Origin of the sequence: Bradyrhizobium sp. SMVTL-02 (assembly GCF_051853005.1) — a bacterium.
In the GTDB taxonomy this organism is placed as follows: Bacteria; Pseudomonadota; Alphaproteobacteria; order Rhizobiales; family Xanthobacteraceae; genus Bradyrhizobium.
In genome coordinates, this window is sequence record NZ_CP182469.1 from 1495245 (window position 1) to 1519778 (window position 24534).

Here is a 24534-nt window from a genome sequence, read left to right on the forward strand (position 1 = left end):
CGCCGCTGTCTGCGATGGCGGTCTCTGGAACCTAGCTCGCACGTTGGCGTCTGTCGACTGGCTTACTCGAACTGCAGATGCACCCGACGAGGAAGTGGTCTCAGCCCGTCGCTTGCGAGTGGTCCGGCAACTGAGATGCCCAGTTCTCGTGGTGGCCGGTGGGCGCGGCATCGTCAGTGCGGCGGAAGCGATGAAACTACTAGTCGATGATGCCCCAGATCTGCAGTTGGCCATACCGAGGATGATCACGACGGACGGAGATGAGGTCGAAAATTTTCTGACGGCCGACGACCGCATCTTCGGGTGGCTTGAGCATAAGCTTGTCCGTAACCGGCGTGACGCCCCCACCTAGCCATCCCTCGGCTTGCGCGCGATACAGCCTGGCATGAGCGGTTCGGTGGAGGTGGAACGATGGCAAATGCCATGCTTGATGCCAGGCAGGAAGGCGATTCCTATCGTCGCGTCGAGGTGATCACCGGGGAGCGCCGGCGGCGACGATGGACGGGCGAGGAGAAGGCGCGGATCGCGGCGGAGAGCTTTGAGGAGGGTGCGAACATCTCCGAGGTGGCGCGGCGCAATGGCGTTTCCCGCGGGCTGCTCACGGTGTGGCGACGCCAGGTTGCGGCGGCGGTGGCCGGCAAGGCGCCGAGCTTCGTGCCGATCCAAATTGGTGCCGAGAGCGACGGCGAGACGGCCGGCGAGTCCGAGCGCAGTTCGCCATCACAGACGAGGCCTTTCGAGATCGCCGCGCCGCCGGCGAAGGCCTGCGGGGTGATCGAGATCGAGCTGAGTGGGGTTCGCATCCGGGTTGAGCCGGGCGTGGAGCTGGCGACACTTTCGACGGTGCTGTCGGCGCTTCGGGGCATCCGGTGATTGCACTACGCTCCGACCTCAAGGTGGTGCTGGCGGCGCAGCCGGTCGACTTTCGCAAGTCGGTGCACACGCTGTCGGCGCTGGTGAGCGAAGCGCTGCGTGCGAACCCGTATTGTGGCGACGTCTTCGTGTTCCGCAGCAAACGCATGGACAGAGTGAAGCTCCTGGCGTGGGACGGCAGCGGCATGGTGCTGGTGACGAAGTGGTTGCACCAGGGGCGTTTCACCTGGCCACCGATCCGCGACGGTGTGGTGCATCTAAGTGCGACGCAGCTCGCGATGCTGCTCGACGGGCTTGAGTGGACGCGTGTCTCACCCAAGCCTGTGAAGCAGCCGGCCGTTGTCGGCTGAGAGGTGAGGATTTCGCTGGAGCGTGTAGCGTGCGCATGTATCGTTCGATCATGGCGATTCGCCCCGACGCTCTGCCGACCGATCCGTCAGCTCTGACCGAGATGGTGCTCGCGCTTGACGCCGAGAACGAGAAGCTGCGTGTGGCGATGCAGACGCTCAAGGAGATGATCTTCGGGAAGCGCTCAGAGCGACTTGCGGTGCTCGTGGACGAGCAACTCGCGCTTGAGCTGGGCGATCTCGAGACCGATGCCACGTTGCCTGTGCAGGCCAACGACGATGTGCCTGCGGCGAAGCCGCCCGGCAAGGTGCGCAAGAAGGCGCGCCGCAACATCGGCGCACTCCCAAAGCACCTGCCGCGCTGCGAGCAGGTGCTGGAGCCGGAGGCGACGGCCTGCCTGTGCTGCCAGGGTCAGCTCCACAAGATCGGTGAGGACGTCAGCGAGGTGCTCGACATCATCCCGGCGATCTTGCGGGTGCTGCGCACGATCCGTCCCAAATACGGCTGCCGCAGCTGCACCGATGGCGTGGTCCAGGTGAAGGCGTTGCCGCGCCTGATCGAGAGCGGCATGGCCTCGACCGCGCTCGTGACTCACGTGGTGGTCTCGAAGTTCGCCTGGTATTTGCCGCTGTATCGGCAGGTGCAGATTCTGGCCGGCCAGGGCGTCAATCTCGACCGGGCGACGCTTGCCGGCTGGGTGAAGCGTGCAGCCTGGTGGCTCAAGAGCCTCTATGAGCTCCAGCTGCGCACAATTCAGGCCTCGCCGCGCGTGTTCTGCGACGAGACCCCGATGCCCGTGCTCGATCCCGGACGACATCGCACCCGCATCTGCCAGTTCTGGGCGCATGCCATGGATGACCGGCCATGGGGTGGCCCTTCGCCGCCGGCGGTCGCCTACGTGTTCGCCGACGGCCGCGGCACCGAGGAGATCGCCGGACAATTGACGGATTTTTCCGGCATTCTGCAGGTGGATGGTTATGCCGCCTGAAATGGACCCGCGGAGCGGGACCGCTTGAACCGGTTTGTTAGTTGGAAACTGACCGCTCCTGATCCTTTCTATCACGCTGCCAGAGACTCTGTCTGCTGCTGTTGCTGTGGGCATGTGGTCAACGCGTCAGCGTTGTCCACCATGTCCACAGCCTTCGCGGCCTGGATCCGTTCGCGCCAGACCGCCATCGGCGTGCGATAGCCGAGGGACTGATGAAGGCGACGATCATTGTAGAAGGCGATCCAGCTCGCGATCCCTGCCTTGGCCTCGCGGCCGTCGGCATAGCCCTTGAGATAGATGTCCTCATGCTTGAGAGACCGCCACAGCCGCTCGATGAAGACGTTGTCCATCCAACGACCGCGGCCATCCATGGAGATCTTGATCTTTGCGGCCGCCAGCGCGCCGGTGAAGGCCACGCTGGTGAACTGGCTGCCCTGGTCGGTGTTGAAAATCTCCGGCGTGCCGTACTTCGCCAGCGCCTCTTCCAGAGCCGCCACGCAGAACGAGACGTCCATCGTGTTCGACAACCGCCACGCCAGAACCGCACGGCTCGCCCAGTCGATGATGGCGACGAGATAAAGAAAGCCGCGGCCGATGGGCAGATACGTGATGTCGGCCGCCCACACCTGGTTTGGCCGGTCGATCGTCATGTTGCGCAGCAGATAGGGATAGATCTTGTGGCCCGGCGCCGGCTTTGTCGTGTTCGGCCTTGGTCCCAGCGCCGCGATGCCCATCTTGCGCATCAACCGCTGCACACGCTTGCGATTGACCTGAAGCCCCTCAGCCTTCAGCATCGCGGTCATTCGCCGCGAGCCCAGGAACGGCCAGGCGGTGAACAGCTCGTCGAGGCGCCGCATCAGGGCGAGGTCGTTGTCGTTGGCCGGCCGTGGCGGCCGGTAGACCCCAGAGCGGGCGATACCAAGCAACATGCATTGCCGGCGAATCGACAGCGCCATGTCGGCGCGATCGAGCATTCCTCGACGGTCCGGCGTGCTCATCTTCCGGACCTCCGCGCTAAAAAATCGCGCTCGACTGTCAGTTGTCCAATCTTGGCGTGCAGCTTCTCGATCTCTCGTTCGCGAGCGTCCTCGCTCTCCCGCCCGACACCCGCGTCAAAGGCCCGGGCCGCCTGGTCCAGCAGCTGCTTCTTCCAGGCATAGATCTGGTTCGGGTGAACCTCATAGCGCTGGGCCAGATCGGCCACCGTCGTCTGCTCCCGCACGGCTTCCAGCGCGATCTTTGCCTTCAGTGCCGCGTCGATCTTGCGTCTCGTCTTCGTTGTCATCATGCGCTCCGTCTATCAAACGGAGCAGCCCCTTCCAACTAAGCACGTGGTCCCACAATCGGGGTCCATTTCAGCCTACAAGGCGCTCGCCCGCGGCCATGGTGGCGCGATCCAGCTTGCTTTTTGTCTCGCCCATGCCCGACGCAAATTCGTCGAGATCTACAAGATGATGCAGTCGCCATTCGCGCACGAGGTGATCGAACGCCTGCAGGCGGTCTATGCTATCGAGGCGGAGATCCGCGGCAGCAGCGCCGAGCAGCGGCTGGCCGCCCGCCGCACCAGGAGCGCACCGTTGATGGCAGCGCTCAAGGCGCGACTGACCGCCATGGTCGACCAGCTCTTCTCGCAGTCGAAGCTGACGGAGGCGATCAACTACACGCTCAATCACTGGGACGGGTTGACGCTGTTTCTCCGCGACGGCCGCGTCGAGGTCGACAGCAATACGGTCGAGCGTTCCATGCGCCCGATTGCCATGGGGAGACGCAACTCATTGTTCAGCGGTAGCGACGGCGGTGCTGAGAGCTGGGCAATCCTGGCGTCGCTCGTGAACACGGCAAAACTCCATGAGCTCGATCCGCAGGCCTATCTGAACGACGTGCTGGAACGCATCGTTTCAGGGCGAACCAAGAGCCATCAGCTGCACGAGCTGCTTGCCTGGAATTGGAAGGCGGCACGCGAGCGCGTCGCACAAGCTGCCGCATGAGCCCACGTCGCCATAAAACATCGTCGTCGATGGCCGCCGCCGCGATGCCGCTTGCGGAACTCGAGAGATGGCTCCAAGCTCGCGTCGATCAGCATCCTGCCGCCACCAGTCTTCCCATGCTCGACGGCTACGTCGCCGCGATCGTGGCTGGACCAGTGTCGATGAGCCCACTCGACTGGATCTGCCCGCTGCTCGCCATCGATGCCGATGCTTTCAACCACGGCGGCACTCCGGAGTTCGCGGCGATCTCCGCCGTTGCGCTGCGTCATAACGAGATCAGCCAGACCCTTTCGACCACGCCTCGCCAGTTCGCGCCGATGCACCGGCGTGAAGTCAATGGCGATATCGATGCGCGTCCCTGGTGCCAGGGCTTCTATGTCGCGATGCGGCTCAGGCTGTCGGCGTGGGCGCCGTTGCTGGACACCAGCAACGTCAATCACGGCCTGCTGCTACCCGTCCTGCTGCACTGTCGCGACGATCAGGGCCGTCCGCTGCTCGGACCGCCGCGAAGCGGCCGCGAGACCGAGGACTTTCTCCGCAACGCCCACCTCGATATTCCAGCGGCCGTCGAGGCGCTGCGCCAATACTGGATGCCGATCCGCTACGCACGCGCCCGCTGATCACAGCGGACGTGGGAGCTCATACCGGTTACGCTTGTCCTGAATTCGCCCTCGAGCAATTGTTAAGTTGCACGTTAGCGGAAGCCTTTGTGATTCGCGGCGCTGCTGTATGGCGATCATGCCGTAGACGACGTCCCTTCAATTTCTGTTCCAAATCTCAGGCTAGCAGCCGCCATTGAGCTCGCCGCTGAATTGGTCTTGCACCCGAACTTGCCGCAATTTGACTGTGGTCTCGGCGTGCATGGCCGCTGATAGCCAGAACAAGCTCGTGCCGCTTGTAGAAGGTCGCTTAGGTAACCCTTGAGCCTTCTGCCAATTCAATTGCGCTACCACGCCATGCTCCCGGGACGCTTCGTGCCGTTATGAGATTGCGAGGCAGCGCAAGGGTCTCCGGGAGTCCAAGCGGTGCCAAGCGATCAAGCTGTGATGCTTGCACAGGACGTAATTACAAAATCCCGATGCTGAGCTTTTGAGATGCCAAGCGGCTATTTTTGGCGATCAGCACTAGCCGTTTGTTGACGTAGTGAAGAGCCTGCTCGTCCAGTCCTTCAAGCATGGTGGCGTTGAGGGATTGTCTTTTGATTGACAGCTTCCTTACTTCCGCCTGCGCCTTTTGAGTCAGTGATATCCGCAAGTATCTCGCATCTTCGGGCGAGGTTACGCGCGAAAGGAGCTCCATTGCTTCGAGTCTCTTTGTTTGGTTGGTAACGAAGGCGGGATGAATTCGCAGCTTGTTCGCAACCGCTGTTCCCGAGATCCCGTGGCCTTCATCGAGTTCGTCGATGGCCATCAAGATCAACCACTGCGCTTGCGATATGCCTAATAGCTGAGCCCAACTCTTGTGTATTTCCTCGAGTTGGGAGTGGACTTCGACGATATTCCAAATGAAGTCATTAACGGCTCTATCGAGTTGTTCTTTCACTTGCATGTTTGTTTTCCCCGGCAGCTCTAGGTTGGCCGATACGCGCACAGTCGTGTTCACTCCGGCCGGAAACGTTGGTAGCCTTGTTGGGCGACCGAAAAAAGAGCTCACACGACACACTCGCATCAAAAACAATTGAGACGTGCAATTGATCTACCAGTGCATTGACGTTAGATGTCGCGCAGATGTCAACTTTGTGTCTAAACGTAATTAGGTCGGCGGTTGTCCTCCTGCCAATGTACTTATCCGCCCAACTGACCTCGTCCACTGGATCGTCTTGCGATAGAATAATGTTGCTCTTATCGAGACGCGTGAATTCCGATATGACGCCTGATCTTGAGTTTGCCGTTCGGCAGGGGTGGTGGCGAAATGTCTAGGCTTCAGCCGACTGCTGTTTGCGAGCAGCAGTTCAATAGAACGGCCTTACTTGATAGATTTTGCTTCAAGTCTCCGACGAGCATGCTGACAACGACTGCGCGTTCTAATCGTTGTCATCCTTAGGACATGACACGTTTCTAAGATATAAGCTGGGTAGCGACTTATCCCTCAACAAGGCTAAGGTGAAGGCATGCGGCGCCGGTCGTGCTGCGGCCGCTCAGGAATCTTGCCCGTCGTGCGGCGAATTTGTTAGGGGCGTAGGACCTCGCGTATCCAGCAAAGGCACAGCTCGAGTGTTGACGTCGGCTTCGTCCGTTCAGCTCTAGTCTACCGCGTTGATCAGGAGCGATCGCAGTGCGTTGGGAGATTCTTTCAAGCAGGCGAGATCGTTGCGCGGAGACAGGAAGCCTCACTCGATCGTCTGAGTGATTTGGGATAACATCACTATCGCAATGCACACGTTCATAGCGATTGCGCATAGAGTCGCAGGCCAAGTGCGTGGCAGCAGTATTGGCTGCGTTGGCGGTTCAGATCTGGTCGGTTCGCGCTCCGAGAAACCTTTATTCGAGAGGTTACCTCAGTCTGCGATCAGAATCGCAAGAACTGACCGCTTACGAGCAGCCCAGGATCGCGGTATGCCCAAAGGTGTGGCCGAAGCGAACGCCGAAGACGAGCCCCTTAGCCGCTATCATCTTCAGTCCTCGCCTAATGTCAGAAAGGCGCGGTAAGCCTGCTGGATGCCATCCTTCAGGGATGTTTTCGCGTGCCAGCCCAGCTCTGCGAGACGGCTGATGTCGAGCAACTTACGCGGCGTACCGTCGGGGCGAGAGGCATCGAACGCGATCTCGCCTTGATAGCCAACGATCTCGGCGACAAGCCGGGCGAATTCTGCGATCGTTATGTCTTCGCCGGTTCCTATATTGATCAGCTCTGCGCCCGAATAGGTCTTCATGAGGTGGACGCAGGCATCGGCCATGTCGTCGACATAGAGAAATTCGCGGCAGGGTGTGCCGGTGCCCCACACCAGGACGCTTTTTGCACCAGAGACATTGGCTTCATGAAAGCGGCGGATCAGAGCTGCGACCACATGGCTATATTCTGGGTGGTAGTTGTCGCCGGGACCGTAGAGGTTGCTCGGCATCACGCTGATGAAGTCGCTTCCGTACTGACTGCGATAGGCTTCCACCATCTTGATGCCGGCGATCTTGGCGATCGCGTAGGGCTCGTTGGTCGGCTCGAGCAGACCGGTTAGCACCATGTCCTCGCGCAATGGCTGAGGAGCAAGTTTTGGATAAATGCAGGAGGAGCCCAGGAACATCAGCTTCTCCGCACCGTTCACATGCGCGGCATGGATGATGTTCGTGGCGATCGCGATGTTGTCGTAAAGAAATTCGGCGCGCAGCGTGTCGTTGGCGACGATGCCGCCGACCTTCGCGGCTGCCAAAAATACGACCTGTGGGCGCGTCTTGGCGAACCAGCTGAATACCTTTGCCTGGTCGCGCAGATCCACCTCGCGCCGCTCCACCGTGACGAGCCGTACCTCCTCCTGTGCGAGCCGACGCACGAGTGCGCTTCCAACCATGCCGCGGTGGCCGGCCACATAGACGGTCTTGCCTTTCAGCTCAAACGGTGCGCTTGCCATTTTCGGCTTCCCGTTTCCCGCTTCGCCTCGGCAAGATCGCTTGCGACCATCTCCTGCACGAGCTGCGCAAAGCTGCGCTTTGGCTTCCAACCGAGCTGTTCGCGCGCCTTGCTGGCATCTCCAATGAGAAGATCAACCTCCGTCGGCCGGAAATAGGTTGGGTCGATCCTAACCACGGTCTTGCCGCTCTTGGTATCGACGCCAGTTTCTTCTACGCCTTTGCCGTGCCATTCGATGCGATGGCCGACCTCCGCAAAGGCGAGCTCGACCATCTCGCGCACCGACCGCGTCTCGCCGGTGGCGAGCACGAAATCGTCGGGCTTTTCCGCCTGCAGGATCATGTGCATGCCCTCGACGTAGTCGCGTGCATGCCCCCAGTCGCGCTTGGCTTCGAGGTTGCCAAGATAAAGTGTATCCTCGAGGCCGACCTCAATGCGGGCAACGGCGCGAGTGATCTTGCGGGTAACAAAGGTCTCGCCACGAATTGGGCTTTCGTGATTGAACAGAAGGCCGTTACTTGCGAACATGCCATAGGCTTCGCGGTAGTTCACCGTAATCCAATAGCCGTAAAGCTTTGCCACACCATAGGGCGAGCGCGGATAAAACGGCGTGCTCTCCTTCTGGGGGACCTCCTGAACCAGGCCGTAAAGCTCGGATGTGGATGCCTGGTAGAAGCGCGTCTCTTTCTCCAGACCAAGAATCCGGATCGCCTCGAGCAGGCGCAGCACACCGATCGCGTCAGCGTTTGCAGTATATTCCGGGCTTTCAAAGCTAACGCCGACATGGCTCTGCGCGGCCAGATTGTAGATCTCGGTCGGCCTAATTTGCTGGACCAAGCGGATCAGGTTGGTCGAATCGGTCATGTCGCCGTAGTGCATGAGAAACGGCACATTGCCGGCATGCCGGTCCCGATAGAGATGATCGACCCGTGCGGTATTGAAGGAAGATGACCGCCGCTTAATGCCATGTACGACATAGCCGAGCGACAGTAGATATTCGGAGAGATAGGCGCCATCCTGCCCGGTCACGCCCGTAATCAGAGCGACCCGCCGTTGAGAGTTCTCGTTAGTCAAATTTTACCCTATGCAAACGAACTGATCAGTTTCCGTGCCCCTCGCTCACCAACCGGACGTACGTATCCGGCCGGAGCTCTGTTCGAGGGGCAAAACCGATACGGTAATAAACAAAAGGCTGCCGAAGGACAGTATACGCTGGTATAAACGCTTACGACAATTTTGCAGAGCCTTTAGCCGCTTTCCAGTGTTTGACCATGAAGAAAATCAGTCACAGTCGCTCCCAGCGTGTCGCCCCGGCCGTAGATGTTCTCCAGTTTCAATCGCAGGCTCCCCACCACTGTTGGTTCGGCGCCGCAATCTCCAAAGGCGAAAAAGATAGATCGAAATCGTGGAAGATCACGGTCGGACCGAACAAGCGAAACTCGTCGAAAACAGCAATTAGGCGCGGGAATAATGCGCCGATACAGGACCCGTTGCATCAATCCAAATGGAAGCCTTTTGGCTATCCGCCAGTGAGAACTCCAACCCTTTACACGCGCCTGTGTGGGGGCAGCTACAGAGAAGCGGTAAAATCATCGGCGAATCGGCGAAGGCGATGGGAGTAGGGTGTTGCTCGCGTGATCCGCATAAGAAGTTGGGGGCAGGCGTGGATGAAGCAGTAGTAGAAGCGACGTCGTGATCTGTCCCACTTGAATTTTGGGCCCCGCGATCTGATTATCTTCGTCATGAGGGGAAGGGGGATCTCCAATGTTGGATACCGCTACCGCCGAGCTTCTGCGCGCTGTCCTCGACGAGGTCTGCGCGAGCATTTCCCGCTATGAAACGGGCGTCCGCGCACATGTTGCCGCTAGGCTTCTCGAAGCCGCCACGAGAGGTGAAAAGACGCCCAGCCGCCTCAAACAGATTGGCGTCGAAGCGCTTCGCGAAGCACCGACCATGTGGCGGTAGGTGCGGACAATGTGATGTCTCACTCAGGTGAATTTCCAAGTTACCGTCCTAAAGATCCTTGTGAGTTATCCGAACGGCTTCGCATCAATGGCGGAGCTTAAGCGCGACATGGCAATTCTAGCGACGAGCGGTCGAGAGTGGGCCGAACGCACGGCGAGAATGGCCGCTAGGGTCGAGAACCTCAACATTTTTTCCCAGAAACTCGTTGAACGGGCGAACGGTGGCTGGCGTATCACCGATGAGGGCCGTGCCGTCCTTGATCTGATGGAAGCGCGACCAGTTGCTGCACAGCTGCCGCGGGAAACGAACTAAACTGGCTCCGAGCAAGAAGAAACCGATCACGAATCGAAAAATTCGTGCCGGTGACGTGAGCGCCAACTTCAGCCGCGTGGGAAAGTTGCGTCCTAACGTCTCAGTCCCATAACGCGAGTTGGTGTGCCGCTCAGGGTTTATCGTGCTCTGCAGAGGTCATCGGAGTTGCCTTCTGCGACAGTTAACAAAAGCGATCGAAGCCATCCAATGATCCGGCCTGTGCCGTATCCGGCCGTTTTTTGCGCTGCGCGCCATGTGCCCCTTACCTAGAAATCGCACCAAGGTTCTCGAATCTACTCCACGGCTCTGACCGACATTCTACGCCCGTCCTTGCTCGAAATGCGTGTGAGAACGATTCGGGGGTGGCCGCTCTCGCGTCAAGCATTTCCTGCTTCGGCTTGGGTCGTTTTCATACGATCGCCCCCGACCGGAATTCGCGATCAAGCCTCAGCCGCGCCCATTATGCGAACGATGAAGCAGAGCAGAGTGATTGAGGCGGCCCACAGCGCGAGGTATTCCCAGCAAGACAACTCACGCTCGGACGTCTCACGTGCGATGGCAGCAGCCAAGCCACCCAAGGTCATTCCGGCTATGACGCCTGCGAACAAATCAATGCCTTCCATACGTGCTCCGTTCAACCAGGCGTGCAACTGTCGCCATCGCATCTCCAACTGCCTGTTGGGGGTCCTGGTCTGCGCTTGAGCAGTCGTGTTGAGCTCGAACGCTGGGTTCGCTCCACGGAAAGCTGATTGCGCGTTGTGATCGATACCGTGATTAGCTTATCTAGGCTCGATTGGAGGAAGGATGAGTGTGAGCCACTCCGGACAAACAGGAAAACCAGGATCACACGACGGGTTTCGAAATTCCAACTATGCAGGCGAATCTGTCGAGAAATCCAAGAGTCCAATCCTTTTTCAGCATCATTTGCTTCACGGCTGGGAAAGCGCGTCGTTAGAAGTTGCTAAAGAGTCGAGGTCGCGGACCCAACGGAGAAGGCAACTTCGGTGAACCTTCCTACAACTTGACGTAACGTACGATTCAATCCCCAAGAACGTTCGTGGAAAGTTGTCCAAAGACTATTCGGGCGCAGGCACAATCTTGAACCGCACGTGGCATCCCGTTGCAGGATCTCCGGTCGGCCGCTCTTTGCGATTGATCGATGGCTTCCCTGCTTGCTGGCATGCTGCTCTTGAGCGACATCAATGCGCTTTAGGAGCGTCTCTATCTACGGTCTGCTTGTAGCCGAACAACCGCCCCTTTCGGGTTGCTGAGGCTATGGGCTCGGATTGCTGTGCAGTCCGGGCCCGCCCCTCGCGCATCGGCTCGGACGGCACGTTGCTACTGAGGACGAATTGCTCCTTGATGGCCGCCGGCACACGAGCTGATTCCAAAAGCAGCAAGCATTTCTGATGAAAAGCGGCGAGCAGAGGATTGCCGGGGCACCAGGCTGTGGCCAAACCTACGTGGGAGACCGCAGCCAATTGTTGGCTTGGTGACAATTCGAATGGCTTGATACTCATAAAAGCTGCCCCTTGAGGATGCTAGCGCGAATTGCTCGAGAAAGCAGGGCTGCGGCACACTACTTGCTTTGTTCAACGTAGCATCGCCACCCAGCCTGGTGATGCGGGGGCGGGCCGGCGTACCCCTGCTCGTTCGTCAGGCCCGCCCTGTTCATCTCTGCGAGCCAGGGACTCGCATCGGCGTGGCGGCAATACAAAAACTTGAGACGGCCTAAGATTAAAGGTCGCCCGAAGGGATAGTCGAATGGAACGCCTGGACCAATCGCAGCCGCAGTATCGGCCGCAATATCGCTTGTCGTATGTGGGTCTGAACATGCGAAGGCCATTGTCCTATCTGCGACCTACCGTCAGTCTTGTTGAGTTGCGGCCACCACGCATTGCCCAGGCTGAGACAGCGCCGATCCACTAACACCAACGTCGATCCTGGATGCCCGTCTATCGGTCTGAGATCTGGCGTTTTTTATCCCAATTCCCCACCGCTATTGGAGAGATAGCCGATGCACAACGTCGTCTGCATAAAGCAGGTTCCGGACTCGGCGCAGATTCGCGTCCATCCCGTAACGAACACCATTATGCGCCAGGGCGTACCGACAATCGTCAATCCTTACGATTTGTTTGCGCTCGAGGCCGCCATGGAGCTACGCGACAAAATTGGCGGCGAGATCACTGTTCTGACCATGGGCCCTCCAGCCGCCGAAGAGTCCTTGCGAAAAGCGCTGACCTTCGGTGCAGATCGCGCTGTGTTGCTCACAGATCGTGTCTTCGCAGGCGCTGATACGCTGGCGACGACTTACGCGCTAGCGGCGGCCATTCGTAAGATCGGAGAAGAGTACGGACCGCCAGACCTCATTTTCGCTGGCAAGCAGACGATCGATGGCGACACCGCCCAGGTTGGGCCTGGTATTGCCAAGCGGCTTGGCGTAGTTCAGCTCACTTACGTCGCCCAGATCACGAACCTTGATCTGGCGGCCCGCGCAATCGAGGTGGAGCGACGCTCGGAAGGCGGCGTACAGGTGCTGCGTACAAAGCTTCCATGTCTCATCACCATGCTGGAGGCGACGAACGAGATCCGGCGAGGAGGAATGATAGATGCGCTGCGCGCGGCACGTACTGACATCGTAAAATGGAATGCACATGATGCGGGCATTGCGGATATCTCAAAATGCGGTCTTAAGGGCTCGCCGACTATCGTCAAGCGCGTTTTCGCCCCCTCCAAACGCGCGGAGAAGGCAATGCTGGTCGAGGCTGCCGATCAACCCGTGTCGGCGCTAATCGACGCAATTTTCAAGCACCGGCCGAACCTCGAAACTGAACTTTCAGCCCTAGCGCACGCTTCCGACGCGAGGCCGGAGTGCTGAGCCGCTGAAATCTCTTTCGACCTTCGCGTCGTGGTGCCGCCTATGAAGCCTTGGTACAAGAGTCTGTATGCCCAGGTGCTGATCGCCATCGCGGCGGGCACCGTCGTCGGCTGGCTATGGCCCTCCGTCGCCACCAACGACTGGGTCAAGGCGATGGGCGACGGCTTCATCAAGCTGATCAAGATGGTGATCGCCCCGATCATCTTCTGCACCGTCGTCTCCGGCATCGCACATATTCAGGACGCCAAGAAGGTCGGTCGCATCGGCGTCAAGGCGCTGGTCTATTTCGAGATTGTCTCGACCTTCGCGCTCCTGATCGGGCTTCTCGTTGGCAATCTCGTCAAGCCCGGTGCAGGCTTCGGCAGCGCGGCGGCGAGCGCGAATGCGGTCGCCAATTACGCCAAGCAGGCCGAGGGGCAAAAGACCGTCGACTTCATCCTGCATATCATTCCCGACACCGTGGTTGGCGCCTTTGCACAAGGCGAAATCCTCCAGGTTCTGCTGTTCTCGGTGTTGTTCGGCTTCGCCATCATGGGCCTCGGCGAACGCGGCCACGCGATTCGCAATTTCATCGACGATGCCGCGCACGCTGTGTTCGGCGTCATCTCCATCGTGATGCGCGCAGCGCCAATCGGGGCGTTCGGCGCGATGGCCTACACAATCGGCAAGTTCGGTACCGGCGCGATCCTCAACCTGATTGGCCTAATCGCGACGTTCTACGCCACCGCCGCATTGTTCGTATTCATCGTGCTCGGCACCATCGCGCGGTTCGCCGGCTTCTCGATCTTCAAGTTCCTGGACTACATTAAGGACGAGCTGCTGATCGTGCTCGGCACTTCGTCGTCGGAAAGCGCGCTGCCGTCCTTGATGGAGAAGCTGGAACGTCTCGGCTGCTCCAAGTCGGTGGTCGGTCTGGTGGTGCCCACGGGCTACTCGTTCAACCTCGACGGCACCAATATCTACATGACCCTGGCGACCCTTTTCATCGCGCAGGCGCTCGGCTTCGATCTGACCTTGGGGCAGCAGATGACCATCCTGGTCGTGGCCATGCTGACCTCGAAGGGAGCCTCCGGCATCACCGGCGCGGGCTTCATCACGCTCGCCGCGACGCTGGCGGTGGTCGATCCGCGGCTCGTGCCGGGCATGGCGATCGTGCTCGGCATCGACAAGTTCATGAGCGAATGCCGCGCGCTGACCAATCTTTGCGGCAATGGCGTCGCCTGCGTGATCGTCGCCTGGTGGGAAGGCGAGCTCGACCGTAAGAAGCTCAATGGCCGCTGTCAAAATCGATCCCACGAGCATCAGGAAATCAGGATAGACTAGGAAGCGTTACGCACGGGACGTTGGGATAGCCGAATGGGCACGTGGCGGCAATCCGGGGAGGCTGACGAAGTAGGCATGACAGGAGGGTAACCCACCGATTCGAATTTCGCTGCCGAACCAAGATGCCAACGAATTTCGATAGCCAGGGATTAGAGAAGCCGGACGTAGCCGCTTTCCTATAGCTCATCGACATCGGCCGCTAGCTCATGACGCAGCCGAAGGGTATCTGGAAGAGACATCATTCAGGTGCAGATGCGCAACCGTCCATGCGGCGACAGAGTTGCTTTGCTACGGCGCCGCATCGAGACGAGCTATGTCCGCAGAAGTGTTGTTAGTGCGTCAGCGTCCGCCGAGCACCGAATATCCTCAATGTCCCGAGATAACGTGGTTGCCCTTACCCTAATAGCAGCTATGGCCGGAAGATCCGGAATCTGACACTCGAGTTCATTCAGGCGGTGGTTGATGTCTTCTAGCTGAATCTGAAGTCGCTCGATGTCGGTATCTCGGCGTGTTGTTGATTCAATAGTCCAGACCCGCCGTGCTTGCATAAGTCGTCCCCTTTTTAGCTTCGATGTGTCTTAGCGATGTTTCGTGGCCGAATTGGGAACTGCTCGTCAAATGCTTGGCGCGTTCAAGTCGCCCAGACCTGCTTGTTATCTTTGCAGCCGCTAACCTCGTGTTGCTAGTAAGCTAGGGCTTCACCAAGCTGCCGGGCTGGCTGGTAGTGCATCAGGGTTCGGAGCGGCTTGAATCTGACGTTGCGTCAGGTTGTAGGACTCCAGACAATCGCCACCGAGCTCACGGCGATACATGGGGCGAGTGGTGGCGCTCGAGAGAGTGGAGTGCCTGGCGGGGAATCAAGCACACGTAAAGGGCGTTCAAATCAATGCGCGATGAAGGGCACAAGCGAGATCAGTTCGCTATGGTCGCAGCGCACGTATCGAAGTGCCCGCACGTGGCGCCAATGGCGAAAGGAGCCTTTTGGGGGCGGACGCCGTCGCGTCCGTTTCGTGCGATCGCGTGCACGGATCAGAAGCCAGGAATGGTCTCGTCAGTCAGGAAAACTGTGAGGCTTCATCCCAGGAAAACGTCCTGCCACATCAGCTTGCATACCATGACATTGGAAGGACGTACCAGCATTGCTCGGCAGTGTCTGAAGCGAAGAAAAGCGCCTGAGCAGAACGTGATCTTATCTGCGCGGCATAGGAGGTAGCATGAGAGCGCAAATCGCGGACCAGCTCGAGGGCGGTCGTGTACGATATGGACAATTCGCCAGCGCGCCGGGATCAGGTCCTTGTGGTCTCTTCATTGTGCAGGGGCCCTGCGGCTGTAAACTCAAGATCATTGGGCTACTCCATCCGCGTTGGGAACACGTCTCCGTGTCGATACCGCGACGTTGTCCGAACTGGCAGGAGATGTGCTTCGTCAAGGATCTATTTTGGCATGAGGAGGAGTGCGTGATGCAGCTTCATCCGCCCCGGTCCGAATACGTGAATAACAACCGATATTGTCTCCATCTTTGGAGACCGACTTGTCAGGAAATTCCAACGCCACCCTCGGGGCTCGTCGGCATAGTCGGGATTGGTCCAGCTGAAGCGGCTAGGCTAGCTGCACAAATACGGGTCGATGACACTGGCCCATGGGACGTGTCTTCAGGGAGAGGCGCGATCAAGGGTTGAGGCTCGTCTTCCTCGCGAGGAAGTGCGCACACGCGGGTCCGCTGGCAGGAAGTCCATTAACGGTACTTTGTCCCATAATTGCGGTTCTAGGAAATGGACGTGGATCCGTAACCCGCGGCGCTGGCGTCCCTGCTCGTGTCGTTCGCCTGCGTTGAACCCATCCAACGCTCGGATATGTTCTATCGATACAATCGATTTTACGGGCTAGCGAGAACGGCGGATAAGAAAATTCGCTTTAAAGACACGAACTCAGGTCTGTCAGGATGGCACCGAGAAGAATTCTCAGGCTCGCCTCGAGCATCGAGGGAGGTTGCCTATTAACGCAACGTCTTCTCGGCGGCTTGCGCAAAAACTTGCCAGAGGCGCGGGGGCGACCGCCTTCAGCATACCTTCGTATAGATGCTCCAACCATCTCGATGTCGGCCACCTACTTCCGTTCGATTGAACCACCCGTCGCTCCCGTCCTAGCCTCGCGGCGAAGGCGAGAACTGTCGATTGCAGGTGTCTAATGCTGCTTCAGAGAGATCGAGTGCCGTGCGGTCAGCCCGCGCGGGAGGTGCAAAAGAGGTCGCTCCTCGATCTAGTCCGAATGGCCCATACGCTCGATATTATTTCCGTCGTGTGCGATGATCAGTCGGTCTTTGAGCCGTTACTGAACATGCTCATTTCAGCCGGCTGCGTGCCAGAGCTCTTCCGAAGTGCAGATGAATTCCTGAACTCAAAAAGCTACATCAGCACGTCCTGTTTGATCGCGGACATGCTATTATCGACAGCAAGTGGGCTCCAACTATACGAGCAGCTCATCGCATCCGCAAACGCACTTCCCGCCATTCTTCTTGTGGCTGGCCCCGACGAGGACAATTGTGTCCGCGCGGTGCAAGCCGGCGTGTCGCAATTCCTGCGTAAGCCGCTGAACAATAGCGAACTACTCGCGTGCATCAAATCGACGCTTAAAGGCCAAATGACGCTTCGAAGGCGTGTTGAAATATAGCCACGCTAAGTCTGCAGATCACGTCGTGCGCGAGCCAGTTGAGCCCAATCCTGGCGGCGAAGGGGTTGAGGGCTCTTAAATCAGCTGAACTCAAATCGTTGGGAAATAGCGATCCCGCGTTTGTCAGCGTATTGAAAGGCGATCAAACGCAGTGCGCCGGAGCGTCGGCGGATAACCGCACGACAGGAGCCGCACGTGCTTTAGGTAAAGGAGAGGTATGAAAAATGATGCCGTTGTTCAGAGAAAATGTATTGCCGACGCTGATAACGCAATCCGCGCATGAGGACCACAGCGCATGCTAGAATCGACCTCATCCTTGGATGTACACCAGCAGCTTGTTTCACTGCTGGGGAATCCAAGCCCTGTTATCTTAGATATCGGCTGTAACGATGGAACCGACACCAAACGGTTTCTCGAGCTGTGCCCTGAGGCGCGGTTCTACTGCTTTGAGCCGGACCCCCGTGCGGTGGCCCGCTTTAAGAAGAAAATTCCGCCGGACCTCGATAACGTGAGCCTGTTTGAGATCGCCATCAGCGATCGCAATGGCCAGATTGAATTCCACCCGAGCAATGCAGATGCGGAGGTGAAGGAATGGGATCTCTCTGGTTCAATACGCCGACCAAAGAATCACCTTACCGAGTATGAGTGGGTTCGATTTGATCAACCAATCTCCGTTGAAACTCGACGGCTGGATGACTGGTCCAGTGAAACGAACGTAAACAAGCTCGACTTGATCTGGATGGACGTTCAGGGAGCGGAGTCCGATGTCATCGCTGGCGGCAGGCGGACCTTGAGCAATACGCGGTTTATCTACACCGAGTATAGTGACCGCGAGCTTTATGAAGGGCAGCTGTCCCTGCAAGCTATCCTTGAGCTCTTACCTTCATTCGAAGTGGTGCGGCTCTATCCCCGCGCAGTTGAGGGTGATGTATTGCTTAGGAATAGGGGCTGTTAGCGCTTATCTCCTTTACTGCCAGGCCGCATCACGCAACCGCGTGGTGCGGCGTTTGTTTCGCGCAATAGCGAATGTCGGCGATGCAGCCGCTGCTGCTGATCATGGACGCTAGGGCAAGGAGGTGATTTGTGGCGACTGTATTGTCGCTATTTGCGATAGCGCTTGCAGATTAGTTCGCGTGAGACTATTTGATTGATGAAATTTCTCGCGCTGGCAGATAGCAATGAAGCTGAATGACCTGAAGTCCATGAGTGTCGACGAGTTGTGGAATCTCCACGAGAAGATCTCCGCCGCTCTAACTCAACGGATTACAGAGGAGAAGGTCATGCTCGACGAGCGGCTGCGAACGATCGGAGCGGCCGGCAAGCTCGCCCGGCCAACCCCTGAGCGTCGACCCTATCCGCCTGTGCGGCCAAAGTATCGAAATCCAAAGAACCCGGCGGAAACTTGGTCAGGGCGTGGGAAAATGCCCAGATGGCTCGACCCGCAAGTTCGTGCCGGCCGAAAGTTGGATGAGTTCCTCATTGACCGATCTGCGCGTAAGCGTAGCCATAAAGCCTGACGTGGCAGTCAGGTATGCTGATTGTACTGCATGCGACCATGGTTGCTTTGAGCTGTTGGCCTCTGACCAATTACGGCTTTCTTTCGTGTCGCGCAAAGGCTTGATAGCTTCGCAGAACCTTCGGCTCTCACGTCCGCACTTTCCAGGCCACCAATACCGCCGTCCGGCGAGGCCGATTGTTTTGATTTACAGTCTCTTCGACAAACATCCTCCAGGAAAACGTTTTCGCCATCGCCTCTGTGGAACCCGAGGCCCTTTCAACGGGCGACTCATGATCGGCTAGCCAGCGGAGCGGCTGTTACGCATCATTTGCCGACCAAGAGAACTGATTCGTCTTTGCAGATCCGTTTTGCGTTCGCGGCCAAAGTACTCGAGCGGCAAAGAAACGACGTAACCCGCACATCATTAAGGGCGACGCCGATAGCGATCGACGGCTAAAGCTGGCTAGATCAACGACGTTAGTCCTGAGGTTCTCTATTGGACTGCGAGTACAGGTCCACATTTTGGACCCAGCAATCGCACGCCACGAGCTATATAGCTACCGCGCGGCGGCTCAACATAATCCACCCCATCGATCCAAAAGGACATGTCGTCGATCGCAAGCTGCGGATTATAGGTCCACCCAGTCTGGACAGCTTTCACCACGGCGAAGGCGCCTCGCGGTGAGCACGAGTCCGGGATGACGACATCAGCGTCCTGCTCGCATCTTGATAGGAGTTCAATAAGCTCTTTTACCTTCATTTCGCAGCCCTGGGATCGCAGTTGCCAGGAGTATCCATCTATAACTTCTGTAGGATCAGTAAACCCCACGTCAAGCTGTAAGCGACCGATCGCGATTATGCGTCGCCTCCCGCGCAGCGCAGCTCCAAGGCGTTGCCGAAAGTTCAAACGCGGCCTGCGTTTTCGGATACCTGTCATGATAAATCCGTCGCCGGAATTCATCCGGCTGAAGCGCGATCACGCCCGCAAAGCTGGGCAAGAGACGAGTGGTGGAATGGATTATTCCACGAACTCACCGCACTGCTGATTCGGTTTCTGGTCTGCGAGAGAATGCAGATGAGCTGATGCTCGCGGTGAGCGGTTGGGCTAAGTCGGTCGTACCTTTGAAGCGATCCGGTCTTGAATCGAAGCACTATCGGCCGCGGCAGAGGCGCTGAGGGCTTGAACCTGACCCAGCGTCAAGTTGTAGAATCGCAAGGTAGTGTCGACGAAGGGACGTTTCATGATGTCCTCGCTGTTCCCGCCGGAAAGCGCAATCGCTTTGGAAAGAGAGACTTCTCAATGGCGCTGTTTCTAGTTCTGCTTCCGATTTTGTTCGTGGGTTTCGCAGTTGGATACGCTATCCGTGCATGGCGTTCTCGGAAGAGGCGTGAGCGATATCGTTTGCACATGGCTCACCTTCGGCCGACGTCCCGTATTACAGAACGTCCGACTGAATTGTCCAAGCGGAGAGCGTTCTGATACTTCATCATAACAGCGGAGATTGGAACTGAGCCTGATAGCCGGAACGCGTGCCGGCGGTTCGATGTATAAGGCGGGCGGCGTCTTCCGGATCTCGACAAACGATCATGGACGCAAGGCGCTGGTGCAGACAGCCGGCGGTCAGAGCGTCCAATGAGTGCGGGTCCTTGAGGCGACACCTCGTTCGCGAGCCTCGCGTCATCCACCTGCAGAGCCCCCGCCGCGTGCACCGGCGGGGGTTTCTTCTGAATGCCTTCGTCTTAAGACTGCCCCGTCCGGGCCTCGGCAATCACCTGGACGCCATGTCCCGGACTATCATTGGTCTTGGGGCAGGCGCATTTTCGCCGTTCGGTCCCACGCGCCGCTGCTTAATCGAAGCCATGTCGTCCTCTCCTTTGGGTGGTTTCGAAAGGCTGCCCCGCATGAGCCGTGATGCCGGCGAAAGGAACAACGCAAGCGGTCTGATGATGGGGCGCACCGCCGGAGAAAGGCGGTCGCGATGAATAAGGCCCCTATATTCAATCACCCGATGATCTTCCCGCTACGCGCGCGGCGGAAAAATCAGGTTGATGACCCCTCAGGGGTAAGGCCGGCATCTTGAAGGTATTGATCGCAGTTTCTTGAGCCGCAGAGCGACGGCGCGTTCGCTCCGCTCGAGCAGGATAGAAATTCTTTTCGGCGGTTCCTTGTTTGAAGCGAGATCGAGAAGGCGTCTGTCGTCTTCTTTGCACCATCGACGAGATCGGTTCTTAAGCATTGGTCACTTGCTGTGATTTCCATTCCGAGTGATCTAAGCCGAGCGAGGCTAAGCAGTTCCGTTCAAATGGGGCGGGAGCGAATACTTTCCTCTGACGAGAACTGCGGCATCTGTTTTGCGCGCCGACGCGACCAGCCCGCGGGTGTCGTCGCACAGTACTGACCGAGAGTCGGTCCCGAGGTCTTCTGTATTGCGGGCGAGAAGGCTTAGAGGCTGAGTGGTGCTGCAAATGTCTGCCGGGCTGCACACCTGGTCTGCTTACGTTTCTGAGTATGGCCTCTGGCTCGTCCACCGAAATGGCTTGAAGCTGCCGCAGCGTCAAGTTGTAAGATTTTAAGGTCGATCACGCGGCAAAGCGACTGGTGCGCCAATGGCGCAGCTACGCGCGTCGTCGTGCGCATGATTGCTGTTATGAAGGTAGCGGGGCGTGGCGGATAGGCGATCTGGAGCATCTTACAGTTGCCGCGCGCTTCCCTGGATAGTGCCAAACAGCAACTGGTGCTGCTTTTCTGGAGGCCAGAAGTGGCGTCGGACAGGCGGAAGCCCGTAGGGAGCCAAAGCTCCGGTCTTCCACATCGCTCGCACAAGCGCGCCGCCTAATATCCCGCACTTCCGTAAGCGTTACTAATACCGACAGGCTCAAGAGCATGTGATGGATCTCAAATTGATCATGGGCAAAGTCGCTAGCGGCGTCCCGTTGGACCACCAGGAAATGGCCTTGGCGTTCGACATTATGATGTCGGGGCAGGCCACGCCCTCGCAGATGGGCGGGTTGCTGCTGGCGCTGAGGGTGCGCGGCGAGACAGTTGAAGAAATCAGCGCCGCGGTTTCCGCGATGCGCGGCAAAATGCTGCGGGTCAATGCGCCCACCGACGCGATCGACATTGCGGGCACGGGCGGCGACGGTCTGGGCTCGGTCAACGTCTCGACATGTACGTCTTTCATTATCGCGGGCGCCGGCATTCCTGTCGCCAAGCATGGCAACCGCGCACTCTCCTCACGCTCGGGCTCAGCCGATGTACTGGCAGCGTTGGGCGTGAAGATCGACCTGCAGCCGGAAGATGTCGCTCGCTGTCTCCGGGATGTCGGCATCGGATTCATGTTCGCGCCGGACCACCATCCGGCCCTGAAAAACGTGAGCGCAACGCGCCTCGAGCTCGGCACCCGCACAATCTTTAATCTCGTTGGGCCGCTCTGCAATCCCGCGGGGGTGAAGCGGCAGATGATAGGCGTGTTTTCGCGCAAGTGGGTGCAGCCCATAGCGGAAGTCTGCAAGAGGCTCGGCGCGGAAGCGACGTGGGTGGTGCATGGCTGCGATGGGCTCGACGAGATGACGCTCACCGGTTCCACCTTTGTCAGCGCCCTCGACAAAGGCCAGATTCGCACATTCGAAGTTACGCCGGAAGAAGCCGGGCTTCCCCGTTACGGGAAGGAGAGGCTGAAGGGTGGGGATCCCCATACCAATGCGATTGCACTACGAAGGGTGCTCGAGGGCATGCCGGGCCCATATCGCGATGTTGCTCTCTTGAACGCGGCAGGGGCCTTTATAGTGGCCGGTCGGGCCAGAACTCTGAAGGAAGGCGTGGCTATCGGGCGGGAGACTCTTGACAGTGGTGCCGCCGTAGCGCGCCTGAAGCACCTGGTTGCAGTTTCCAATGCCGAATACACAAGATGAGCAACTCCGACATTCTGACAAGAATTGCGACGTATAAGCGGGAAGAAATTGCAGCGGCGCAGCGCGCGCTTTCGCATGCCGAGCTCGACGCGCGCGCACGGTGCGCGCCATCGCCGCGCGGCTTTCTAAACACAATTCGAAAAAAGCATGCGTCGGGTGGCTATGCCCTGATAGCTGAAATGAAGAGGGCGTCGCCGTCGAAGGGGCTCATTCGCACCGACTTCCATCCGCCGTCGCTCGCTAGATCGTATGAAGCAGGGGGCGCGGCTTGCCTTTCAGTGTTAACCGACAAACCATCTTTTATGGGTGACCTTGATTTTATGGAGACTGCGCGCGCCGCCTCAAACCTGCCAGTCTTGCGCAAGGATTTCATTTTTGACACTTACCAGGTGGTCGAGGCTCGCGCGCGTGGTGCCGATTGCATTCTGCTGATCATGGCCGCGCTGGACGACGGGGCTGCCCACGACCTTGAGGCTGCGGCCTTAGCATACGGTATGGACGTGTTGATCGAAGTCCATGATCGGTCCGAACTCGATCGCGCCCTGAGACTTCGCTCACAGATGATTGGCATCAATAACCGCAACCTGCGCACGTTTGTGACAAATCTGAAGACAAGTGAAACGCTAGCACCGCTCATCCCGAAGGATCGACTGATTGTCAGCGAAAGCGGAATCTGTGCGTTTACTGATCTCGAGCGGCTGTCACGAGCCGGTATCGCAACCTTCCTCGTGGGCGAGAGTCTCATGCGACAGTCTGACCTGACGGCAGCAACTCGCGCGCTGCTTTCAAGAAATTAAGCTGGAGCCATCTGGGGCGCATCAATGACAAGCGAAATCTCAAGCCGGTTGATAGGGCACGCGGGCCGAGAGCCGCAAGCAAGACAATGTCCGCACGGAGCTAAGGCGGCACATGCCCCACACGCGGCATGCCAATCCTCGGGTCGACTTGCCAAATGAGTGAGATTCAATCAATTGAGGCGGCCGAGTTTCGCCAGGCCATGCGAAATCTGGCCAGCGGCGTTGCCATCGTGGCGACGGGAACGGCGCTTGAACGACGTGGGCTAACGGTGAGTTCAATTGCCTCGATTTGCATAGAACCGCCCTGTTTGTTGGTGGGCATCAACATCAGTTCCGGGACACACGGTGCGATACTTGCGAACGGCAGGTTTGGCGTGAGCCTCCTTGCGATTGATCATCAGGACATCGCTCTGCGATTCGCCGGCCGGGATGGCTCTAAAGGAGTCCAACGGTTCGACACGGCTCCCTGGGTCCAGGGGATTCTGGATGTACCTTTATTGCAAAGCGCAATATGCGCCCTCGAATGCGTTTTACACCACTACCAAGTCATTGGCACGCACGGGTTATTTATCGGCCGAACCGTGGCGGTCCGCTCAGGAGACGGCAATCCGCTTATCAACTGTCGCGGCGAACTTCGAACATTGCCACACGGCTGAGCGTTTTTCAGTTGTGCTTCAAACTGGCGGTCGCTGAAAACAGGCGCCGAAATGGGCTGGAGCCCGTGAATACTCGCGCGAAAACGATCTTACTACGGAGCCGCTCGAGTGTTGCGGGTTCAAGGTCGCCGTGAGAGGTGCGCTCAGGGTCTCAGCAAGGCTTGGAAGCATTACTCCAACCGATCTAATGCGACCTGCCTGATCACACGACCAGGATGGGTCTAGCCTACAGCCAGATGATTGGTGGTGCCCGCAAAAGCTGCGCATATCAAAAGGCAAGTGCGATAGAGAGCCTCCACGTCCCGCGCCATCGCACAAGGCGTTCACACGCGCATCGGCTTGAAATCTCATAGCCGACGTCGGTTTTCGGGCCTGTCACAGGTCGCGCTTTCTCGACCAATGAGCCAAATCTTGCGACTCTGCCAAACAACACTGTGGCAAGCTGATGATCTCCTGATTCCCATATTTTGATGGATGTTACCGGCGGGCGCGCAAGAACACGCGCCCTTCACCAGGGCCTTCGCCGCTGCTGCCGGTGAATTGTGCTACTCTAGCGTCTCACCTGCAAATACGATTGCGAGGGAAGATTTGAGCACGCCTGCGTGTGCTGTTGGCGATTAGATCGTGCGGCGAGGTTCGTCAGTAACCTGTCTGTCGCTGTGGACCTTGGTCTCGCGAGCAGCGGCCGTAAACTCGAAGGAGGCTAGCTCGAAAGGTACGGATCCCGGCCACTGGTTTTGTGCGCCGCTAAGCCGGAGATCTGAT

20 protein-coding genes and 1 pseudogene are annotated in these 24534 nt (G+C 58.3%); 15 read left to right on the plus strand and 6 right to left on the minus strand.

Features of this window, described 5'->3' with window-relative positions; all coding sequences use genetic code 11:
• Positions 1 to 411 precede the first annotated feature (411 nt).
• From tnpA to tnpC (ACNJYB_RS07125), 3 genes are read left to right on the plus strand one after another with little or no spacing between them, the layout of a single operon-like run.
• Positions 412 to 873, plus strand: a complete 462-nt coding sequence (gene tnpA, locus ACNJYB_RS07115) for an IS66-like element accessory protein TnpA (RefSeq protein WP_439369410.1) — start codon at positions 412 to 414, stop codon at positions 871 to 873.
• Positions 870 to 1223, plus strand: coding sequence for an IS66 family insertion sequence element accessory protein TnpB (gene tnpB / locus ACNJYB_RS07120; RefSeq protein WP_027577378.1), 354 nt, complete (start codon positions 870 to 872; stop codon positions 1221 to 1223). Before tnpA ends, tnpB begins: the two co-directional genes overlap by 4 nt.
• A gap of 35 nt (positions 1224 to 1258) precedes the next feature.
• On the plus strand, positions 1259 to 2209 hold the full coding sequence (gene tnpC, locus ACNJYB_RS07125) for an IS66 family transposase (protein ID WP_439375488.1): 951 nt from the start codon (positions 1259 to 1261) through the stop codon (positions 2207 to 2209).
• A gap of 71 nt (positions 2210 to 2280) precedes the next feature.
• On the opposite strand, the gene ACNJYB_RS07130 is transcribed toward tnpC (ACNJYB_RS07125), so the two are convergent.
• Positions 2281 to 3494, minus strand: a protein-coding gene (locus ACNJYB_RS07130) for an IS3 family transposase (protein ID WP_439375484.1) whose coding sequence is annotated in 2 segments (ribosomal slippage) — positions 2281 to 3218 and positions 3218 to 3494 — 1215 coding nt in all. Because the reading frame shifts where the segments join, the coding sequence is not laid out codon by codon here.
• Between the two features lie 46 nt (positions 3495 to 3540).
• Between ACNJYB_RS07130 and tnpC (ACNJYB_RS07135) the strand changes: the two genes are divergently transcribed.
• Together tnpC (ACNJYB_RS07135) and ACNJYB_RS07140 are read left to right on the plus strand one after the other, a co-directional pair.
• Positions 3541 to 4197, plus strand: coding sequence for an IS66 family transposase (tnpC, locus tag ACNJYB_RS07135; RefSeq protein ID WP_439373305.1), 657 nt, complete (start codon positions 3541 to 3543; stop codon positions 4195 to 4197).
• On the plus strand, positions 4194 to 4817 hold the full coding sequence (locus tag ACNJYB_RS07140; protein ID WP_439369411.1) for a UPF0149 family protein: 624 nt from the start codon (positions 4194 to 4196) through the stop codon (positions 4815 to 4817). Before tnpC (ACNJYB_RS07135) ends, ACNJYB_RS07140 begins: the two co-directional genes overlap by 4 nt.
• Positions 4818 to 5262: 445 nt before the next feature.
• Here the strand turns inward: ACNJYB_RS07140 and ACNJYB_RS07145 are convergent, their stop codons facing one another.
• The 3 genes from ACNJYB_RS07145 to gmd all read right to left on the minus strand — a co-directional run bounded on the left by ACNJYB_RS07145 (position 5263) and on the right by gmd (position 8832).
• Positions 5263 to 5745, minus strand: a complete 483-nt coding sequence (locus ACNJYB_RS07145) for a MarR family winged helix-turn-helix transcriptional regulator (protein WP_439373306.1) — start codon at positions 5743 to 5745, stop codon at positions 5263 to 5265.
• A gap of 1066 nt (positions 5746 to 6811) precedes the next feature.
• Positions 6812 to 7759, minus strand: a complete 948-nt coding sequence (fcl, locus tag ACNJYB_RS07150; RefSeq protein WP_439373307.1) for a GDP-L-fucose synthase — start codon at positions 7757 to 7759, stop codon at positions 6812 to 6814.
• Positions 7735 to 8832 (minus strand): GDP-mannose 4,6-dehydratase, encoded by a 1098-nt coding sequence (gmd, locus tag ACNJYB_RS07155; RefSeq protein ID WP_439373308.1) that lies wholly within the window; start codon positions 8830 to 8832, stop codon positions 7735 to 7737. Before gmd ends, fcl begins: the two co-directional genes overlap by 25 nt.
• Before the next feature lie 918 nt (positions 8833 to 9750).
• Here gmd and ACNJYB_RS07160 point away from each other — a divergent pair.
• Positions 9751 to 10002: pseudogene (locus ACNJYB_RS07160) on the plus strand (hypothetical protein); the annotation flags it as partial.
• Between the two features lie 473 nt (positions 10003 to 10475).
• Here the strand turns inward: ACNJYB_RS07160 and ACNJYB_RS07165 are convergent.
• Both ACNJYB_RS07165 and ACNJYB_RS07170 read right to left on the minus strand, forming a co-directional pair.
• A complete protein-coding gene (locus tag ACNJYB_RS07165; protein WP_439373309.1) occupies positions 10476 to 10658 on the minus strand; it encodes a hypothetical protein in 183 nt (60 codons plus the stop codon).
• Between the two features lie 576 nt (positions 10659 to 11234).
• Complete coding sequence (locus tag ACNJYB_RS07170; RefSeq protein WP_439373310.1) at positions 11235 to 11555, minus strand: hypothetical protein; 321 nt, start codon at positions 11553 to 11555, stop codon at positions 11235 to 11237.
• Positions 11556 to 12052: 497 nt separating this feature from the next.
• On the opposite strand from ACNJYB_RS07170, the gene ACNJYB_RS07175 reads away from it, so the two are divergent.
• The 9 genes from ACNJYB_RS07175 to ACNJYB_RS07215 all read left to right on the plus strand — a co-directional run bounded on the left by ACNJYB_RS07175 (position 12053) and on the right by ACNJYB_RS07215 (position 23769).
• Positions 12053 to 12913: an electron transfer flavoprotein subunit beta/FixA family protein gene (locus ACNJYB_RS07175; RefSeq protein ID WP_439373311.1), complete on the plus strand. Its 861-nt coding sequence runs from the start codon at positions 12053 to 12055 to the stop codon at positions 12911 to 12913.
• Between the two features lie 42 nt (positions 12914 to 12955).
• Complete coding sequence (locus ACNJYB_RS07180; RefSeq protein WP_439373312.1) at positions 12956 to 14236, plus strand: dicarboxylate/amino acid:cation symporter; 1281 nt, start codon at positions 12956 to 12958, stop codon at positions 14234 to 14236.
• Positions 14237 to 15651: 1415 nt separating this feature from the next.
• A complete protein-coding gene (locus tag ACNJYB_RS07185; RefSeq protein ID WP_439375489.1) occupies positions 15652 to 15915 on the plus strand; it encodes a DUF7694 domain-containing protein in 264 nt (87 codons plus the stop codon).
• Positions 15916 to 16504: 589 nt separating this feature from the next.
• Positions 16505 to 16906: a response regulator gene (locus ACNJYB_RS07190; protein ID WP_439373313.1), complete on the plus strand. Its 402-nt coding sequence runs from the start codon at positions 16505 to 16507 to the stop codon at positions 16904 to 16906.
• A gap of 295 nt (positions 16907 to 17201) precedes the next feature.
• Positions 17202 to 17861, plus strand: a complete 660-nt coding sequence (locus tag ACNJYB_RS07195; protein WP_439373314.1) for an FkbM family methyltransferase — start codon at positions 17202 to 17204, stop codon at positions 17859 to 17861.
• 223 nt (positions 17862 to 18084) lie between these two features.
• Positions 18085 to 18423, plus strand: a complete 339-nt coding sequence (locus ACNJYB_RS07200) for an H-NS histone family protein (RefSeq protein WP_439373315.1) — start codon at positions 18085 to 18087, stop codon at positions 18421 to 18423.
• Between the two features lie 2867 nt (positions 18424 to 21290).
• Positions 21291 to 22316, plus strand: a complete 1026-nt coding sequence (trpD, locus tag ACNJYB_RS07205; RefSeq protein ID WP_439373316.1) for an anthranilate phosphoribosyltransferase — start codon at positions 21291 to 21293, stop codon at positions 22314 to 22316.
• The gene (gene trpC / locus ACNJYB_RS07210) at positions 22313 to 23113 is read left to right on the plus strand and encodes an indole-3-glycerol phosphate synthase TrpC (RefSeq protein ID WP_439373317.1); all 801 of its coding nucleotides are present in this window, start codon (positions 22313 to 22315) and stop codon (positions 23111 to 23113) included. Before trpD ends, trpC begins: the two co-directional genes overlap by 4 nt.
• A gap of 155 nt (positions 23114 to 23268) precedes the next feature.
• The gene (locus tag ACNJYB_RS07215) at positions 23269 to 23769 is read left to right on the plus strand and encodes a flavin reductase family protein (protein ID WP_439373318.1); all 501 of its coding nucleotides are present in this window, start codon (positions 23269 to 23271) and stop codon (positions 23767 to 23769) included.
• Positions 23770 to 24534: the final 765 nt, after the last annotated feature.

Excerpts from the sequence above, each read along its gene's own strand:
- tnpA (WP_439369410.1), top strand. The coding sequence starts at position 412 with ATGGCAAATGCCATGCTTGATGCCAGGCAGGAAGGCGATTCCTATCGT.
- tnpC (WP_439375488.1), top strand. The coding sequence starts at position 1,259 with ATGTATCGTTCGATCATGGCGATTCGCCCCGACGCTCTGCCGACCGAT.
- ACNJYB_RS07140 (WP_439369411.1), top strand. The coding sequence starts at position 4,194 with ATGAGCCCACGTCGCCATAAAACATCGTCGTCGATGGCCGCCGCCGCG.
- ACNJYB_RS07145 (WP_439373306.1), bottom strand. The coding sequence starts at position 5,745 with ATGCAAGTGAAAGAACAACTCGATAGAGCCGTTAATGACTTCATTTGG.
- fcl (WP_439373307.1), bottom strand. The coding sequence starts at position 7,759 with ATGGCAAGCGCACCGTTTGAGCTGAAAGGCAAGACCGTCTATGTGGCC.
- ACNJYB_RS07165 (WP_439373309.1), bottom strand. The coding sequence starts at position 10,658 with ATGGAAGGCATTGATTTGTTCGCAGGCGTCATAGCCGGAATGACCTTG.
- ACNJYB_RS07170 (WP_439373310.1), bottom strand. The coding sequence starts at position 11,555 with ATGAGTATCAAGCCATTCGAATTGTCACCAAGCCAACAATTGGCTGCG.
- ACNJYB_RS07175 (WP_439373311.1), top strand. The coding sequence starts at position 12,053 with ATGCACAACGTCGTCTGCATAAAGCAGGTTCCGGACTCGGCGCAGATT.
- ACNJYB_RS07180 (WP_439373312.1), top strand. The coding sequence starts at position 12,956 with ATGAAGCCTTGGTACAAGAGTCTGTATGCCCAGGTGCTGATCGCCATC.
- ACNJYB_RS07185 (WP_439375489.1), top strand. The coding sequence starts at position 15,652 with ATGTGCTTCGTCAAGGATCTATTTTGGCATGAGGAGGAGTGCGTGATG.
- ACNJYB_RS07190 (WP_439373313.1), top strand. The coding sequence starts at position 16,505 with ATGGCCCATACGCTCGATATTATTTCCGTCGTGTGCGATGATCAGTCG.
- ACNJYB_RS07195 (WP_439373314.1), top strand. The coding sequence starts at position 17,202 with ATGCTAGAATCGACCTCATCCTTGGATGTACACCAGCAGCTTGTTTCA.
- ACNJYB_RS07200 (WP_439373315.1), top strand. The coding sequence starts at position 18,085 with ATGAAGCTGAATGACCTGAAGTCCATGAGTGTCGACGAGTTGTGGAAT.
- trpC (WP_439373317.1), top strand. The coding sequence starts at position 22,313 with ATGAGCAACTCCGACATTCTGACAAGAATTGCGACGTATAAGCGGGAA.
- ACNJYB_RS07215 (WP_439373318.1), top strand. The coding sequence starts at position 23,269 with ATGAGTGAGATTCAATCAATTGAGGCGGCCGAGTTTCGCCAGGCCATG.